Annotated in this window: 16 protein-coding genes and 1 tRNA gene; 1 reads left to right on the top strand and 16 read right to left on the bottom strand. The window is 39.1% G+C overall.

Features of this window, described 5'->3' with window-relative positions; all coding sequences use genetic code 11:
- Positions 1 to 3: 3 nt before the first annotated feature.
- The 4 genes from putA to KX723_RS03065 all read right to left on the bottom strand — a co-directional run bounded on the left by putA (position 4) and on the right by KX723_RS03065 (position 6244).
- A complete protein-coding gene (gene putA, locus KX723_RS03080; protein WP_218814618.1) occupies positions 4 to 3141 on the bottom strand; it encodes a bifunctional proline dehydrogenase/L-glutamate gamma-semialdehyde dehydrogenase PutA in 3138 nt (1045 codons plus the stop codon).
- A gap of 71 nt (positions 3142 to 3212) precedes the next feature.
- Positions 3213 to 3551, bottom strand: coding sequence for a type IV secretion IcmS family protein (locus tag KX723_RS03075; RefSeq protein WP_218814617.1), 339 nt, complete (start codon positions 3549 to 3551; stop codon positions 3213 to 3215).
- 10 nt (positions 3552 to 3561) lie between these two features.
- Entirely contained in the window at positions 3562 to 3822 is a 261-nt protein-coding gene (icmT, locus tag KX723_RS03070; protein ID WP_218814616.1) for an IcmT/TraK family protein, read from the bottom strand.
- Between the two features lie 139 nt (positions 3823 to 3961).
- Entirely contained in the window at positions 3962 to 6244 is a 2283-nt protein-coding gene (locus KX723_RS03065) for a hypothetical protein (RefSeq protein WP_218814615.1), read from the bottom strand.
- A 244-nt stretch (positions 6245 to 6488) separates the two neighbouring features.
- Here KX723_RS03065 and KX723_RS03060 point away from each other — a divergent pair.
- Positions 6489 to 6564: transfer RNA gene (locus KX723_RS03060), tRNA-Phe, on the top strand.
- A gap of 103 nt (positions 6565 to 6667) precedes the next feature.
- Here the strand turns inward: KX723_RS03060 and KX723_RS03055 are convergent.
- From KX723_RS03055 to KX723_RS03000, 12 genes are all read right to left on the bottom strand, one after another.
- The gene (locus KX723_RS03055) at positions 6668 to 7135 is read right to left on the bottom strand and encodes a terminase small subunit (protein ID WP_218814614.1); all 468 of its coding nucleotides are present in this window, start codon (positions 7133 to 7135) and stop codon (positions 6668 to 6670) included.
- Between the two features lie 220 nt (positions 7136 to 7355).
- Positions 7356 to 7904, bottom strand: a complete 549-nt coding sequence (locus KX723_RS03050; protein WP_218814613.1) for a sensor histidine kinase — start codon at positions 7902 to 7904, stop codon at positions 7356 to 7358.
- Positions 7905 to 8492: 588 nt separating this feature from the next.
- Entirely contained in the window at positions 8493 to 9389 is an 897-nt protein-coding gene (locus KX723_RS03045; RefSeq protein WP_218814612.1) for a hypothetical protein, read from the bottom strand.
- 28 nt (positions 9390 to 9417) lie between these two features.
- Positions 9418 to 9855 carry a response regulator gene (locus KX723_RS03040; protein WP_218814611.1) on the bottom strand — a complete coding sequence of 146 codons (438 nt, stop codon included), beginning with the start codon at positions 9853 to 9855 and terminating at the stop codon, positions 9418 to 9420.
- 153 nt (positions 9856 to 10008) lie between these two features.
- On the bottom strand, positions 10009 to 10710 hold the full coding sequence (locus KX723_RS03035) for a helix-turn-helix transcriptional regulator (RefSeq protein ID WP_218814610.1): 702 nt from the start codon (positions 10708 to 10710) through the stop codon (positions 10009 to 10011).
- Positions 10711 to 10742: 32 nt separating this feature from the next.
- On the bottom strand, positions 10743 to 11273 hold the full coding sequence (locus KX723_RS03030; protein ID WP_246562517.1) for a gamma carbonic anhydrase family protein: 531 nt from the start codon (positions 11271 to 11273) through the stop codon (positions 10743 to 10745).
- A gap of 22 nt (positions 11274 to 11295) precedes the next feature.
- Positions 11296 to 11724, bottom strand: a complete 429-nt coding sequence (locus tag KX723_RS03025) for a DUF5681 domain-containing protein (protein ID WP_218814609.1) — start codon at positions 11722 to 11724, stop codon at positions 11296 to 11298.
- 279 nt (positions 11725 to 12003) lie between these two features.
- Complete coding sequence (locus KX723_RS03020) at positions 12004 to 14349, bottom strand: DUF927 domain-containing protein (RefSeq protein ID WP_218814608.1); 2346 nt, start codon at positions 14347 to 14349, stop codon at positions 12004 to 12006.
- Positions 14342 to 14740 (bottom strand): CHC2 zinc finger domain-containing protein, encoded by a 399-nt coding sequence (locus tag KX723_RS03015; protein WP_218814607.1) that lies wholly within the window; start codon positions 14738 to 14740, stop codon positions 14342 to 14344. The genes KX723_RS03020 and KX723_RS03015 overlap by 8 nt, the downstream gene beginning before the upstream one ends.
- Positions 14730 to 14993 carry a helix-turn-helix domain-containing protein gene (locus tag KX723_RS03010; RefSeq protein ID WP_218814606.1) on the bottom strand — a complete coding sequence of 88 codons (264 nt, stop codon included), beginning with the start codon at positions 14991 to 14993 and terminating at the stop codon, positions 14730 to 14732. The genes KX723_RS03015 and KX723_RS03010 overlap by 11 nt, the downstream gene beginning before the upstream one ends.
- Positions 14986 to 15204, bottom strand: coding sequence for a helix-turn-helix transcriptional regulator (locus KX723_RS03005; RefSeq protein ID WP_218814605.1), 219 nt, complete (start codon positions 15202 to 15204; stop codon positions 14986 to 14988). Before KX723_RS03005 ends, KX723_RS03010 begins: the two co-directional genes overlap by 8 nt.
- A gap of 208 nt (positions 15205 to 15412) precedes the next feature.
- A complete protein-coding gene (locus KX723_RS03000; protein WP_218814604.1) occupies positions 15413 to 16612 on the bottom strand; it encodes a hypothetical protein in 1200 nt (399 codons plus the stop codon).
- Positions 16613 to 16644 lie beyond the last annotated feature (32 nt).

The raw sequence follows: 16644 nt of genomic DNA, 5'->3' as shown, positions 1-16644 counted from the left end.
CCATTACTCCTCTAAGCACAACAGTGAGGCGTTACCTCCTGCTGCAGTGGTATTAATAGACAATGAACGCTCCACACATAATCGAGGAAGATAATAAGGACCGCCTGCTTTTGGTCCTGTTCCAGATAGACCTTCGCCACCAAAAGGTTGTACCCCCACAACTGCACCTATCATTGTCCGATTGACGTATTGATTACCCACATGCACATTGCGTGTAATCGTATTAACTGTATTTTGAATACGACTTTGTATTCCCAGTGTTAAGCCATAACCGGTCTGGTTGATAGAGGCTATCACCGCATCACGATCTTTTGCCGCATAACGAATCACATGCAAGATAGGACCGAATACTTCTCGCTTTAACTGCTCTAAATTATCCAATTGAAATAACGCCGGTGGGAAAAAGTTAGTTTCATCAACACCATCTGGCATAGCAACTTGATAAAGCAATGTCGCTTCTGCTTTCATGCGCTCAAAATGTTCTTGTAAAGTTTTCTTAGAGGCTTGATCAATAACAGGCCCTACATCAGTAAACAATTTTGCTGGATTACCTAACTGTAGTTCAGCCATTGCACCACAAAGCATTTCAATTAATTTATCGGCTATTTCATTTTGTACGAATAAGACACGCAAGGCCGAACAACGTTGCCCTGCACTACCGAAAGCTGAATTTAAAGCATCCGCTACTACTTGTTCAATCAATGCGGAAGAATCAACAATCATGGCATTTTGACCGCCGGTTTCGGCAATAAACGGTAAGATACCGCCAGTACGGCTTGCCAAACCTTGATTAATTTCACGTGCAGTTTCTGTTGAACCGGTAAATACGATACCTTTAATACGCGGGTCTAGGGTTAATTTTGGCCCTACGACCGCACCACTAGCCGGTATTAAATGTAATACTTGACCTGGAATGCCCGCTTCGTGCAATAAACGAATCGCGGCGGCGGCAATCAGCGGCGTTTGACCCGCTGGTTTTGCAATCACTGCATTACCGGCGACTAACGCCGCTGTTATTTGGCCAATAAAAATGGCCAGCGGGAAATTCCAAGGACTAATACAAGCAATCACGCCACGCCCTTGAAAACTCAACCAGTTTTCTTCGCCGGTAGGGCCCGGTAACAATTGCGGTACCAAATCCAAACGCGCACGCATGGCATAATAACGACAGAAATCAATCGCTTCACGTACTTCGGCAATCGCATCCGGTAACGCCTTTCCACCTTCACGAACCGCTAATGCCATAAATTCGGCGGTTCTTTTCTCAAAAAGATCCGCTGCACGCTCAAGACAAGCCGCCCTTTCTTCTACCGGTGTATTTGCCCAATGATGCGATATCTTATCAGCGCTATTCAGGGCTTTTTCGAGTTGCGCTAAATTGGCTAAGCTCACTTCACCGATGATCTGTTGGGTTTGTGCCGGATTGACCATCGAGCGTTTCTTTTCGCCTTCTTCTAATTGCCCGTCAATAACAGGCCCTGCCACTTCATGTTTTTTAGACGCTTCTTCTATTTGTTGTGACAATACCTGCCACGATTCAGTATCAGAAAAATCAATTCCCAGCGCGTTTTTACGCCCTTCACCATAAATATTAACCGGTAAAGGAATCTTTGGATGTGGAATTGATTTCACTTGTTTCACTTTATTAACCGGATCAATCAACATCTCTTCAATAGGCACAGAGGGATCAACAATACGATTAACAAACGAAGTATTCGCACCATTTTCTAATAAACGTCTGACTAAATAAGCAAGTAAGTCTTCATGACCGCCTACCGGCGCATAAACGCGACAAGGAATATTAAGATGTTCAAGCCCTACAATATGGTCATATAAGGTGTAACCCATGCCATGCAAACACTGAAACTCAAAATCGCGATTTTTTCCAGCCAACTGCAACACCGTTGCCAAGGTATAAGCATTATGTGTAGCAAATTGAGGGTATATCTCTTTGCTATGCGCTAATAATTTTTTAGCACACGCAACAAAAGAAACATCCGTCGAACTCTTACGCGTAAAGACCGGATAAGCTTTTAAACCCCTAATTTGTGCAATTTTAATTTCTGTGTCCCAATACGCGCCTTTAATCAATCGTACCATCCAACGCTTGCCTTGTTTTTGGCTTAAATCAATTAACCAATCCAGCACAAAAGGAGCACGTTTTTGATAAGATTGAACAGCCAGACCAAATCCTTCCCAACCTGCTAATGCTGGATCACAAAACACAGCACCGATAATATCTAAAGAAATATCTAAACGATCGGCCTCTTCAGCATCCACGGTTAAACTAATATTATTTTCTTTGGCTTGTATCGCTAAACGTTTGAGACGTTCGATAAGAAAAGGTACCACGGTACTTTCTTTGGCGAGTTCATAACGAGGATGCAACGCCGACAATTTAATAGAAATACCCGGTGCATCATTCAAGGATTTTCCTAATGCGACTTTGCCAATCGCATCAATGGCGTTTTGATAGGCTAGGAAATAGCGCTCTGCATCTCTTTCGGTACGTGCCGCTTCGCCCAACATATCATAAGAAAAACGATAGCCTTTTGCTTCCTGATCTTTAGCACGTTTAAGCGCTTCAGCGATTGTCTGGCCCATAACAAACTGCTTACCCAGTAACTGCATGGCCTGTTTAACCGCCTTACGAATAATAGGTGCACTGGTGCGTCCCATAAAACGACGCAATAAACCATTTAAACCACCTTGTTCATCGGACTTGAGTAATTTACCGGTTAGCAAAAGCCCCCAGGAGCTGGCATTGACAAAAAAAGAAGAACTTTGACCAAGATGAGAAGCCCAATCCGCGTTACTGATTTTATCTTCTAAGAGTGCATCGATCGTGGTGCTATCCGGAATACGTAACAGCGCTTCGGCCAAACACATTAAGGCGATACCTTCCTGGCTCGATAAATCATATTCATACAGAAAAGCATCCAAACCGCCCTTAGATAGGCGTTTCGAGCGAATTTGTTCCACTAAACCACGCGCAACCCTCGCTATGTTTAAGGTGGCATCATTGGGTAGCGCCGCCGCTTCAATTAATTGATGGACAACGTCTGTCTCGTCGGCATAATAAGCCTTCGCAATCGCTGCCCGTAAAGGAGTTTTGTTCTCTGACTCTGGGGAAAACAACATCCGAACCTCGTAAAAGAATACAAAAATTATTTTTTTATTAATCGATGTCTGGTTACATCGCTGTTTTGAACCTAATCGTACATCAATTCATCCAGCGGGGTTTGTGTCGTAGAACCACCGCTTTGAATCAATTCACAGATAACATCCGTAATACAAAGGTAACGTAGAATATTAGGTGTCACTTCGTCAAAGCTGGCCTTGACCCCTAACAAAGATCGCTCCACTTCATGGAAACTAACACCGATCCCATAACCCAAGCATAAAGAGCAGAGTTGATCGGCCCTACGCGCAATAGCTGGCAATAAGCCCACTTCAGAGAAAACCTCTTCATAGGTAATGACCCGCCCATTCAGCGTAAAAGTCGCTTTCAAGGTTTTTGCAATCGCATGCAAGCTTTTTTTTAATTCCATGATAGGTCCCCTATTCCTTCCACCAAGGAATGGCGATCTTGCGTGGGCCCGCAAAAACCGTTCGTAGCCACCGTAAAAACACCGTTACAGAAAAACCATAACGTCCCAATAACCCAAAAAACGCCATCGCAACGAGTGCCAATACAAAGCTCCAAACGCGTATATGTAGCAAAAACAACAGCAAAGGAAACGCCGCTCGCGCATCGATCAAAAAAAATCGAGGGGTACGTGCGGAATCACGCCAATGTGCTTCTGTAGGGACCCGGGCCATTCTTTATAGTTTCCGATTGTTAATTTTTTAATCATGTCCAGACTAATGGCCGAAATAATACAGCATGTACTCTGGAATTTAAAGTTAAGAAAATAAACAGTAGCCTCTTAACCACAGGTTATATCATCTATTCCTCTTTTTATGGGCTCAATCCTATCCTCAAAGCGGATGTATTGGCCGGCCCCTCCTGAGCATTGGCTTGCATAGCCGCACTCGCCTGATAAAGATATTGTTTTAAACGTTCAACGCAATGACGAGACTCTGTTACCGTCGTTTGGCCTAAGATATAATACTTAAGCGCCTGGTAAATCATCACACCTAGTATCAAATAAAATCGGTATCGCTGTTTATCGATAACCGCCCCAAACTCAGTTTCCCAATTTTTAATTTTCTCATCCAGCACTTGATTATCAATTAGATTAGGTAATGTTTTCAGTTGCTCTTTTAATCGCTCAAGCGCTTCTCGTTTTTTAACCTTCACATCACTATTTAAGACGAAGAAGCTTGCTTTATAATTGCTTTTTTCACCATTGATGTTCTCGATTGCGTTCCTAAGAAAACTAATGGCATCCATGGTACTAAAAAAACAATCTCTATCCTGAGGGGTGGTAAAAAAAGGTAAAGGCCGTTGATAGGTGTCAACGCTATGAAACCATTCACAAATTTCCCACAATAAACCCGCATGATATTTACTTTGAAAATCCAACAGCTGTTTAGTCGATATCACTCGCTTAATCGTATCTTCCAAGTTCGGTTTATTTTTAGCAAGCGCCTCAAGCTGACTAAGGTCACAATAATTTAGATATCTGTTTAATAAGCTAAATGGACCACAATCACGCCCGCCACGCTTGTTATGCAAATATTCGCCTATTTTTTCAGACTGTTGTTTAATAAAATACGCTAGGTGCCTCCCTCTGAGAGAATCTCTCAATTCTTTCTTAAGTAAAAACAGGTAGTCTGGTGATTCAGAGGATGCTAGCGGGACTTCTTCTGCCTCAGCGAATTGCAAGAGATTCTCTATATAAACACCAAATTTACTTGACGGTACCTTTCCTAAAAGATGAAAAGCCTTCTCAGTAATACTTTTTACCAATTTTTTTCGGCAATCCGGATCTTTTATTTCCTTAAAGAAAATATCAATTTCCGCTTTATCTACGCAACGCGATTTTTCGAGAATCAGCGCTACCAATCTATATTCCGCTGCTTTTTTTCTTACTTCTACAGAATGCAGCTTAATCATTTCTAAAACAGTGCAGTAATAGTTTGACACCTCGTAAAAAGAGCTTAATTTATGATAGTCATTTATGCTCACTTCAAACGTTAACTCGAGTGCCCGTAACCTGCCATTATACTCATCAATGAGGTTATTTAGCGGCTCGCTCGAATCCCCTAATTCACGATTAGTTTCTTCAAGGTTTTTTACCTCGCTATCTAACACCGTCCTGAAAGCCTGTTTTAATATTCTCAAAGAGACTAGTTCGTTCTTTTTAAATTTTTCTAAAAGACGCTCGAATAACGGTTTTTCTGTTGAATGCGCTTCTATGTAATTGACTAGGCCTGGATCATCCCTATCCAACCTCAGCAACAAACTAAAATAATCTTGAGCAGTCATTAAATAATGCTCAAGTGGCCCCACTGATTTTTCGTCTAAAAACCTTCCCAAACCCTGTATACGCGCGGTTATAGATGCATTCTCGCACCCTATTTCGCTAAGTCGGCTAGGAACCGTATTAAAGGCGGCATTTAAACTAAAAATCATCAATTTGGCATTTTTAGATGAGTTTAACTTTTCAAATAATCCCAGCAATTGCTCTCTAGTGACTTGAGACAATGCTTCAGAGTCTACAAGCACGCTTAGTGTTTTAAATAGATGCTCATCAGGCGCTAGCGCCCACGCTTCACTTTGTATATTCGTCAAATCTCTGCGTATAGCGTCTCTAATCTGATCCGTTATATGAAGAAGTGGATCACTCTGTTTAAACGCAACGGTGCTGAGAAGACCCAGCAGCTCGGTAATATCTTTATTGACTTGCTGAAAAAACTCCTCAGCAATTTTTTTTATATCTAACAAACCAACATTCAGTTTTTTCTGATAACCTACTAGCGCCGCTTCAGAGCCTATCTGTTGTTTCTCGGCTAGTTCGCTTAAGGTAGTTAGCCTTTGTGTTAAACCAATAATTTTCTCAGCATATTGATCTTTAAACCTCCGAACTAGCGAATGATGCTCGAGTCCTTCTTCTAAGCTCACAAGCCGTGCTGAAAAATAGCTTTGTACGGCGTCCTGATATTCACTCATATCTAATAAGGGTTGAGTAATATCGAACTTAAATTGCGCTAGGTTGTTAAGAAATACTTCTTTATAGGCTTCTTTTCTTTGTTGTAGAGTCTCCTTTCCACTTATAAAAGCAAATAGCTTTAGCATTTTTTGATATTATTATTCTTGGATGTTATTGGCTTAATTTATATCATGCTAAGGTTAAGGGACTATTAAACTAATAACCGAGGGAAGGGCAGGACAAATAGTTGATCTAAACACTACGTAGGGGGATCCCCATTAAGCGATAGCTAGGCGTCTCAATTGGCGATTAAGTCTATGAAAAAAGGCAATAAAAACAAGCTAATTGCTAAAGTTAGAGAGATTGATTACAATCTACCTCCCCTATACGGGCCGAATAGCTCAGTCGGTAGAGCAGAAGACTGAAAATCTTTGTGTCGGTGGTTCGATTCCACCTTCGGCCACCAGATAATCTAAGGGTTTAACTAACTTATAAGGAAATATTAAAAATCACGTGTCGTATGAGTGTCGTAATCAGCGCCAACTTTTAGATAAAGTGATACTGAACAATCAATATTCTCTAGTGTATTTTATAATTAGTTCTCTTACTCTAGCTTCTTGAATATTATCATCCATGGTCATATTGAGCTTCACTTTCTTATCGGGTGCATAGTACCCTTTAATTTTATTGATTTCAGATATAGCTCGAATAGAACAGGATAACGCGTTGTAATTAATTGAACCATCGTCAGAAATGCCCGCCCTAACTGTACATACCAGCTTTTCCATTATCCAATCCATCGTAGTGGCAGCAGAATGAGCAGATTTTACTTGTAGAGATTTTAGGTAAGATTGACCTTCTGGCTTTCTCAAAAGACGAGTAGCAATTCGTGAAGCACTTGTTGAGCAATATCCTGCTGATACAGCCGCTTGCTTAGCGTCCATCCTGCCTGTCTCATTCATTTGCTCGATTAATCGGTTATAGAAGGCAAACTGACGCTGGGTAAGTCCATTGGGTAAACGGGTTTCGTTAGCCATCTCAATAGTCCATTGTTGACTGTTAACTGTATAGAAGATGTACAATTATACACCATTAAATATCCATTCATTAAACAAATATTTAATACGTAAATTAACCAATTAATTAAATTGCATAACTATTTAGAGGGCAAATAATCAAGACTGATTGGCCTATATAAACAGCATAGTCAGAATTTATACTTCCAGGCCATAACCGTCTCTCGCGTTTAGCACACACTCATCCTCTTAAAGGTACTTCTACTTGGAAGGTTGAGCCGTTGCCTAGACTACTCGTTAGGCTGATTTTTCCATTTAACTTTTCTACGAGTTGCTTTACTAGATATAAACCCATACCAACCCCTGTAAATTCTGAGCTTTTGTAAGAAGGCTTAATCTTCTCATATTGTTCAAATATTCGATCGTGATTGCTTTTATCAATCCCTATACCCGTATCAGATACTTCTATCTTTAACTTACCTGTAGTCCGCTCAAAGGATAAAATAACCTTACCCTTAGGGGTAAACTTAACCGCATTAGATAGGAGATTGGCCAAAATTTGTTTCAATCGGATGTTGTCACTAACAATTTCTCCTATATTTTTATCTACTTGTAGTTCAAATTCTAAACCATTTATAGATATACTAGGTTTTATAAGCTCTTCCATTTCTTGAGCAAATTCGTATAAAGCTATCTTATCTTTTTTGATATCATCGATGTTATTCTTTTCAAGCGCAATGATGACTGAATCTAATATTTCTAGTAATTGATTACCTGATTGATAAATCATCGTCCCATTATCTCTTACTTCTTCGGGTGTTTTTAATCCATACTTGCTTGCATTGGCAAGGCCTACCTGCAGAAACAGGCGTGCGTGTATGTGCTTCTCGTTGTGTTTAGTTGTCCGTTGTGGTGTGTGGCAGACGGAGCACGGGGGGGGCCCGGGGGCGCGGGGGGGCGGCAGGAAGGGAACGGAGGCCCCAAAAGAGGTCAAGAAGCCCGGCAGTCGGGGCCGAAGAGGGGGGGGAGCGGGGCAAAGAAGAGAGAAGACCGGGAGAGGCGCGGCGACGACGAGGGCGCGGGGGGGGCCGCGGGGGACAACGCCGGGACGCCGCAAAGGCGGAGGGGAGCCAAAGAGGCCCGAGAGCGGCAGCAAAAAGAGAGGCCAGCGGGCGACGGGAGCGGCGTGAAGAGCAGCACGAACCCAACCAAGGAGGGACCCGGGCCAGGGGCAAGAAACAGGGAGAGGGGAAAAACAGGGGGTCCCGAAAAAAAAGGGAGGAGGTTGGGGGGGAAAGCGTGGGGAGACACATCAAGCGGCGGGCCAGAGCCGGGCCGGGGAGGGTGAGTTCTTCGCTTCGAGTATTGTTGTGGTCGCTTATATTTGTATAATAGAAAACATGACCTTATCATAATTATTTAACTCTTTTAACAAGGTTTTCGTAGAACACAAAATTTTCTTATCTAACTGTTTAGAATTACAAAAAAATCTTGGGCCATAAACATCGACAGCAGAATCGTTTGATGCCGTTTCTTTCTTCACCTGTTTTGGCATAGTCAAACTATACTCAATGTATCTTAAAAACTCTTCTCTATCTGAAAAGTAATTTTTATATATATGAGAAGCACACGGGTTCATTTTCCCAGGATAAACCAAATAATCTGCTAAACGATTCAGGCTAACTAGCACTGCACACTCGTCTAACACATAATTAATCGCCGCTTCTCGACAAGCATCTAACGTTATATCAGGCATTTTTTGCCTTAACTTTGCGTATAGTTTTTCAGCATAATATCCTCCACTATGTTGGAGGACCTTACTTCTAAAAGCTTTATCCTTAGAAAGATAATCATTCTTAACTTGTACAAAAAATACTTGAAATTCTTCTTTATCCTCTAGTAACTTATCCCAAGTGATAATCTGATAATCAAACTTGAGACAATTAAGAATCTCTTGATTAGAAGCTATCCAGGCCTCATCCATGTCATTTGCTAGCTTAACTACCTGCTCACCAGCCAATTTTTTATCTAGACCAATATAATGTCGATGTAATCCACCAGAAACAACAATAATCAATTTATGAACCCGTCCAAACTCATATTGCTCATTAAGAGCTAAAAGAAATGCCTTGAAATTATCCTCCGACTGTTTTTCGCTGTTCATGCTTATGACAGTTAACACACAAACTGAATTTTTACTGGGATGGTTAAAACTGCTTTTAAAATTTGCTTTTATTGGCATATTATTCTTATAATTTATAGAAAAAGATGCCATTCTAATATACATTAAAATGTAATAAAACCTATACCGCTTCATAGCCTACACTCAAATCAAGTCCTTTCTTCATAAGACATTTTTCAATCGCCTTTTTGAGCATCTCTATATAAATAGGTTTTATTAAAACCTGCTGAGTACCTAACTCTTTGCATTTTTCTTCTTTTTTTGAGTCGGCATGTCCAGTGCAAACTATTAAAGGCGTTAACTGATTAAATTCAGATTTTCTGGTTTCTTCAATGACCAATTCACCTGAATCATCCGGCAACCCTAAATCTGTTACAATTAGCGTATAAGGTTTATTTTGTATAAATTGAATTGCTGTTTTAGCGTCTCTTGCTATTTCAACCTGATATTCTAAAAGATATAAAAAACGACAAAGTGCCTTTACTTGAATAGCACAATCTTCCACCAATAAGATTTCCTTTACTATTTTTTTATCTCTTATCTCTTTTTGTTGTTCCACTTTTTATATCCCTTTAAGAGCTTTAAAGCGGTAAATTATAGAGAAAAAACGGCACAATAAAATATAGGAATTTCCCTATAGGACTTTTACTGTGGTTTTTAGAAAAGATCAGATATATCCGATAGTTTGTGAAAATTAAAAATTGACAGCGTATTATTCCCTATCCCGAGAGCGTTTTTTGTTTTTATCGATGATGTTATTTATTCCAATGTTTTCTTCCAATAAATAAATCCATCCTTCTTTTATAGCTCGACTTACTATTTCGAGTTGTGACCTACACTGTAATTTCTGCTTCAATTGTTTTATGATACAATCTATTCTTTTCCTAGAGAGACCTAATATAGATGCCATTTTTATGGATGAAAACCCATGGAGAATGCATTTAAGTACTTGTACTTCACGTTTGGTAATATATTTCTCTCCCCAAAAAGAACCCAAATAAAATTTCTGCTCATCCTCACTCAACTTACCCATTTTTTTTCGAATATCCATGTCGATATCGTCAATAATAATATTTGTTGATATTATCGCTACTAAATCACCATTGTCTTTGCGTAATCCTGTTTTACTAACCAACACTTTGTGCATGCCCGATGAGCCTTGTATCATTTCTAGGCTATTGATTTGTATTTTTTTGTTTAAAATAAGATCGCTATCTGCTTGAATGAAAGACTCTGCAGAATCTTTCCATATCATTTCGTAATCTGTTTTTCCATTAATATTTTTAGGGGAATCAAGTCCTGCCTCCTCAGCTACCGATTCACTACACCCAATGTACTTAGAATTAAGGTCTTTAAGCACATAGTAGTTATTATTTTTCAAAAATTTATTCAAAATTTTATTAATTGATTTCATTTTTATTTCTCTAGAATTTAAAAATTCTTTTATTATTGATATACTTTAAGTCCCTTATTATATCGAGATATTTTTTCAAAATAATGCAGGGAATATTTTTTTAAATTTTCTATTTGATTTTCAGTTAGTTTTGACTTTATTCTTCCTGTGCCAATGACGAGTGATCCATCAGGAATTTCTTGATTTTCAAGCACCAGTGCTTTCGCTCCAATCATACAATTTTTCCCAATGACCGCATTGGCTAATACAGCAGCCCCTATACCAATCACAGAGTTGTCGCCAACGCTTCGTCCATGGAACACAGCGTTATGTCCCATCGTCACGTTTTTCCCTATTTTTGTTGAAAACCCAGGATCGGTATGAATAATAACTCCGTCCTGAATATTCGTATTTTCACCAATTTCGATAACATCATTATCCCCACGTACAACGGCATTTGAAAGGATAATAACGTTATTATGGATAATGACGGAGCCAATAATATCGGCGCTGGCAGCGATAAAATGATTATCGCCAATGAACTTCGGCACTCTATCTTCAAAAGAATAAAGCATTTGAAACATCTCCTTGGGAATTAATTTTATACTAAAATACCTTTTCTTTTTCCTGACTTTTTAACGTTGCTTTGAGCTCGTTAATTTCCTGGATCAGTTTTTCCATTAAGCTAGTATCTCGATAGGCTGTCAAAACACTCATTAGTGATTTAGCCTGATCGGGGGTTATTTCCTGTTTAGCCACATCCCTTAAAATAGCGTTACCTGCTTCCAGTAAAGCGCCTGGCCTAGCCAGCTCCTTAGGTAGCATTAGGTTAACGGGTCTATCTTTGGCTTTAGGAATTAGTCGTTCCAAGCAAAAACGTAAGGTATTAGCATCACCTGATTGTGCTAGTTCAATCGCTTGCTCTACCAGCTTATCCGCATGAGACTCAAGTAATTGTAACCATCGCGTCTTTTTATTTAATGCGCCTTTCGGCTTACCTTTGGGATTGCCGCTTTGGCCTGGTTGATATTTCATTTTCTGTTTATTTCCTCTATTTTTCAGGTTTGGCAAAAAAATGTTGTAAGGTTTGTAAGGCTGTAAGGAAATTAAAAAACCATTTAAAATCAATAACTTAAGAAATATTTTCCCTTACAAAAGATAAGATAGGGTTTGTAAGGTTGTAAGGATTTTTGAACTTCCTTACAATCCTTACAAGCCTTGCAATGAGATTTGTAAGGATATTTTTAAAAAAAAACATAATAAAATCAAATGCTTATAAAATTCCTTACGACATTACAAACCTTACAGCGTTTTTTAATGAGCTCTTGTTTTTTCTCCTAATATTAAAGACGGAAAATGGTAGAGACGCATCGATTTTTCACAGGATGGCACCCAAATGGGCTCGCCTATTTTTCCAGCCGCATTAGGTTTCAGCAACCCTTTCTTTAATAACAATTGCTCTACAATTTTTGGCTCAAAACCCTTACACAACTCTTGCTTAAAGGTTTTTACAAAAACGTAATAGTCGCCTGACATTGGCTTATGGTGCGACTCATCCACAAAGCCAGCTCGGTTGCCCTTGAAGAATGATTTGACTAAGAACGAATCAAAACGTGATGATTGCGTCTCAAAATAATGCCGGACGTGTTCTAGTATTTTTTCCTCTTCAGACGAACTCATACCGCCTTCACGATGATCGTTCATCCACGATTCAAAACAGGTAAACGTGGCTTCGATAGAATCTTCTTTTTCCGAGTCTACAATGTCCCATTCTATCGCCAATTCGCCGGCCGCCGCTACCAAGGCAAATCGTTCTACCACACGTTTAACTTGTCCGTGTGCATTATCACCTTTAATGCGCGTTAGAAATTCCTGCGCTATCTCATTTCGTTCCTTTAGAATCTTTTCTTTATCTGCCTTCACTAAATAGGTTAAGAAAGCATCAATAGCACTGCCATAAGAACGTTGACATTGCTCCTTAAGATAATTTGATAAACTTGCACCGTCTTTATGACCATGTAAATCTTCAAATATCCCATAACCTTTGCCGGCATCAGCTGAAATATTAATTGAGCGAATTTCCTGACCTGCTTTGATGGTTTGTCCTGCTGATTCTAAGTGAGCCCGTAATGACAGTTCACCGCTCGTTAAAAAAAGTAAACACCAAGTCGCTATGTTTTTGGCTTGTCCGGTTCTAAATGCACGCGCTTTGCCTTGACCATTTGCCAACATATAAAACACGTCACCTGCAATACGTGAATTAAGCTGCGATAATTCATCCAAAATAAGTAAGGCATGATTATGTTGTGCGGCTAATCCTTCCAAACCATTATCGGTGGTGCGCAAGGTACGAACGTAGTTTTTACCGCCATAAACCGAAGCGGCCACAGCTAAGGCGGTACTTTTTCCTATGCTGCTTTCTCCTACAAGATGAAAACCGCCGCTTTCTAGCCCTAATAAACCCACGAGTGGTCCTGCAAACGCCAGTGCCACTGCAAACATCAATCGTGAATTACCGGCACAATATTTAGAAACATTGTAAGTCCATTCATCTAATGTGCCCAATTTACTATAGTTATGTAGTGTGTAATCGCTATGGTAAATCAAAGCCTCTTCATTTTCAGAAGAAGGATAATAAACCTTGTCTGGCAATAGAAACGATTGCTTATACCAACCGGTATGGTCTATACAACGTACTTTAGTTTCCACGGGGGAGGTAGCAAGATACTCTAAAAGATGTCTTTTTTGCTTTAAGCCAGGATGAAGCGTCAGTCCTTGGCGAAATAGCTCGCTTGTTGCCTGCTCTCCATTTCCCAAAAAAGTGTCCGGCATAACCCAGCGATGCGAATGTCCATCTGCATCATTAAATTTTAACACACGCCCCCAGTTCTCATTATTTGGGTCACGGCTTAATGCGGTTATCTCTAATTTCGGACAAAGCCAGATAGGCAATTTCTCTTCTTCTTTACAATAAAAAACCCCGTCATCTCTGACCTCAAATGGACAAAAAGGGATGGGCGCATCTTCTAAATTCGGTGCATCAATTAAAGGTAATTGCAGAATGTCTTCTTTTGTAATGTTACCCTTTGCTTCCATCCAGTCAATAAAATCACCACCTTTCGGAAGATGTAATTGTTCAACATCGACCCAACGAACCGTACAGCCTAATGCCTGTAACTTAGCCGTGACATTTTCTCGATACTTAATGCCTGCCTCATCATAGTCACAGAAAAAATTTACTTTACGATTGGCTAAAGGTGAGAAATCAGTCGTATTGTCTGAATTGGCTGAACCAGATGTTGTTGCTAATAATCCGTAGCTTTCCATCGCTTCTACACAACTTTCTCCTTCACAGAACCAAATAGTCTCATCGGTGCGCTTAATTAGCTCAGGTAAGCGATATAACGGCTTACCGTGATCTAACTTAGGCTCTCCTATGATATACTTTCCGTGTTCACTATCATAGTGAAAAGGCCTTATCCATTTTTTGCCAGTGGTAATGTCCTTTAGACGGATCTTTAACAATGCAACTGTTTCATCTTTATTATAATAAACATGTGTACCTGTATGTTTATAATCTTTCAATGCGTCCTTTAGTTCATTTTTTGCAAACTTATTAATTAAGCCTTGGATAATTTCCTGTGTCAGTAAGTTATTCATACTTCCATGCTCCCAATTCAGTGACAGCGTCAATAAACTCAATTCCGCGCAAACGCATGTGAAAATCGAGAACATTTCCGCCTCTTGCCCCACAACTGAAACAAAAGAACTTTCCCTGCCTTAGATTGACAGAGAAAGAAGGATTTGACTCTTTGTGAAATGGACACAGTGCGGTCGCTTGTTCTTTTCGAGGATGAAATTTCTTTAACACCCCCGCATAATAAACACGAGGGTTAGGGAGCATGTTTCGGTCAAACTGACGTTTTGTCGTAGTACTTTTATTTTTAACTAGCGTTGTTTGCCCATTTAACTTATTATGCGATTGTATGTGTTTATTTTTAAAGGGCTGAGTACGGCCAATACCCAGTCCTTTGCTATTTTTAGACATCATAGTTATCCTCCCTATCAAATTGAGAAACTAAGGCATATTGTCTTATTCGGTGTACGCCACCATTAACGTCCTTAACAACTATCAAACTTTTATAAATAACATACCCACTTTTTATTAACTCTGTAATGCGAGCCGCTGGACTGTAAATATTAAACTTCGTACGAAGTTCCCAGGTGTTATAAGGACGCTCTATTAATCTATCTCGCAAAAAGAGTGTTTGCGGTTTTAAATATTTTCTTTCAGTCTTAAGCATTTTTACCTCCTGTTGTTTCGCTGGTACTTTGTTTTAAGCCAGAAGTGGAAAACCATTTATCGGTGTCTTCTAGGGGGTAAAGTACTTTGCCGCTAATTTTGAGAAACTTAGGACCTGTGCCTTTCCAACGTTCGCGCTGGAACCACTGACGACTATAGCCATAGCGGTAACTTGCTTCACTTTCATTGAGATACAGTTTATTAACCTGCATGTGTATATAACCTCACAATTAAAAATAATTAATATGAGGTTTAATTATGCTTTGGGGGTGTGCGCAGTAAGCCGCTTATTGCGAAAGCGCAGTAAAAAAGATATTAAACTGCGCAGGAGTAGTAAATTTTAAGCCTTATCTACGCAAGAGCAGGGAAAGAGTAGTTAAAAGGTCTTTATCTACTCTAAGTTTTATTAGATAGAGCATCTTACACTGGAGAAACTAGCTCGGAACTTTCTTTTATTTTTCTATTTTCTTCACTAAAGTAGCGTTTCAAAGTATAAATAGAAATTTCCTGTTCTTTTTCTTGAGTATCTGTACTGTAATACATAATAATCTCTTTACCATTATTTATAAGGTAAATTGAATAGCAAACACCTTCGATTCCATCGTATGCATCAATCTCTTGAGTGTGTTTTTTTTCTAACATCGCTTTAAATGTCGTCCATGTGTGGCCTTTTTTTATCTCGTATTGCGCCAATAGCCTTAATTCTTTTTTTTCTTTAAGTTGCCTACCCCCCTTTTCTCCAAATTTACTAAAATGCTGTTTTAGAGGGTTAATAATTGCCTCTTGCGGCTCTTTATTTTTTTCTAAAAATTCGTACAAATAGGGAAATTTCTCTTTAAAGGTGTTAGGAGCAACATCTTTTCTATCATTAAGGACTTTTATGATCAATTGTTCATGTACTGAAAAATTTTTATAGTTAACACCCATTTCACAAAATTTATCAGCCATATAAAGGGGGTGTTTAACGGACCAACTTTTAAAAAGTATGATGAGGGTTGACATATGATATAACATTATTTTTTCAACCATATTTAGTCCTAATTCTAATGTTTCATCAATTAATGATGTTAAATCCATTTCATCATAATGGCCACTACTAATAATATTAACTACTATTTCCTCAAATTTAGAAAATTCATCTATACATTTAGCACAAACATTTTCATCGATTACAAGAGTTGGATTAGCTAACCCCTTTACCCCTATAAAAATATAAGCCGCTTCTTCAGCCGTGCAGCTTTCCCTCGAAAAAAATATTTTTAACGTCCATTCATCAATGTAATTTTTTTCCTGTGTGGCAGCTATATAAGAATAGATTAAATAGTGCGCAAATAGCCTTGCGTAAGCCACCTTTGTTATATTTAAGTCTTTTTGAGTAACTATTAGTAGCTCTTTTAATTCAATAGGTTTCGTGCAATTAATATCTTGATAGGCTATTTTCACCTCAATAGACTCTTTTTCTAAAAGTTCTCTTAGTATATTTATAGGTAAATATAAAAGATCAGACTTAACCTGAACTGCCAATGTGATAGGAAATTTTTTTGATTCAAGAGTCTCATATACGCTTTTAAAACTCGAGTTTTTAACCCAATGATTAAATTGCTCTAAAGCTTTCTCCATTTCATAACTTCCTTGCTATATTAAGTAATCTA

It is taken from the genome of Rickettsiella endosymbiont of Dermanyssus gallinae, assembly GCF_019285595.1.
In the GTDB taxonomy this organism is placed as follows: domain Bacteria; phylum Pseudomonadota; class Gammaproteobacteria; order Diplorickettsiales; family Diplorickettsiaceae; genus Rickettsiella_B.
The sequence above is the reverse complement of the archived record's forward strand: the minus strand, read 5'-3'. Positions and strand labels throughout refer to the sequence as shown.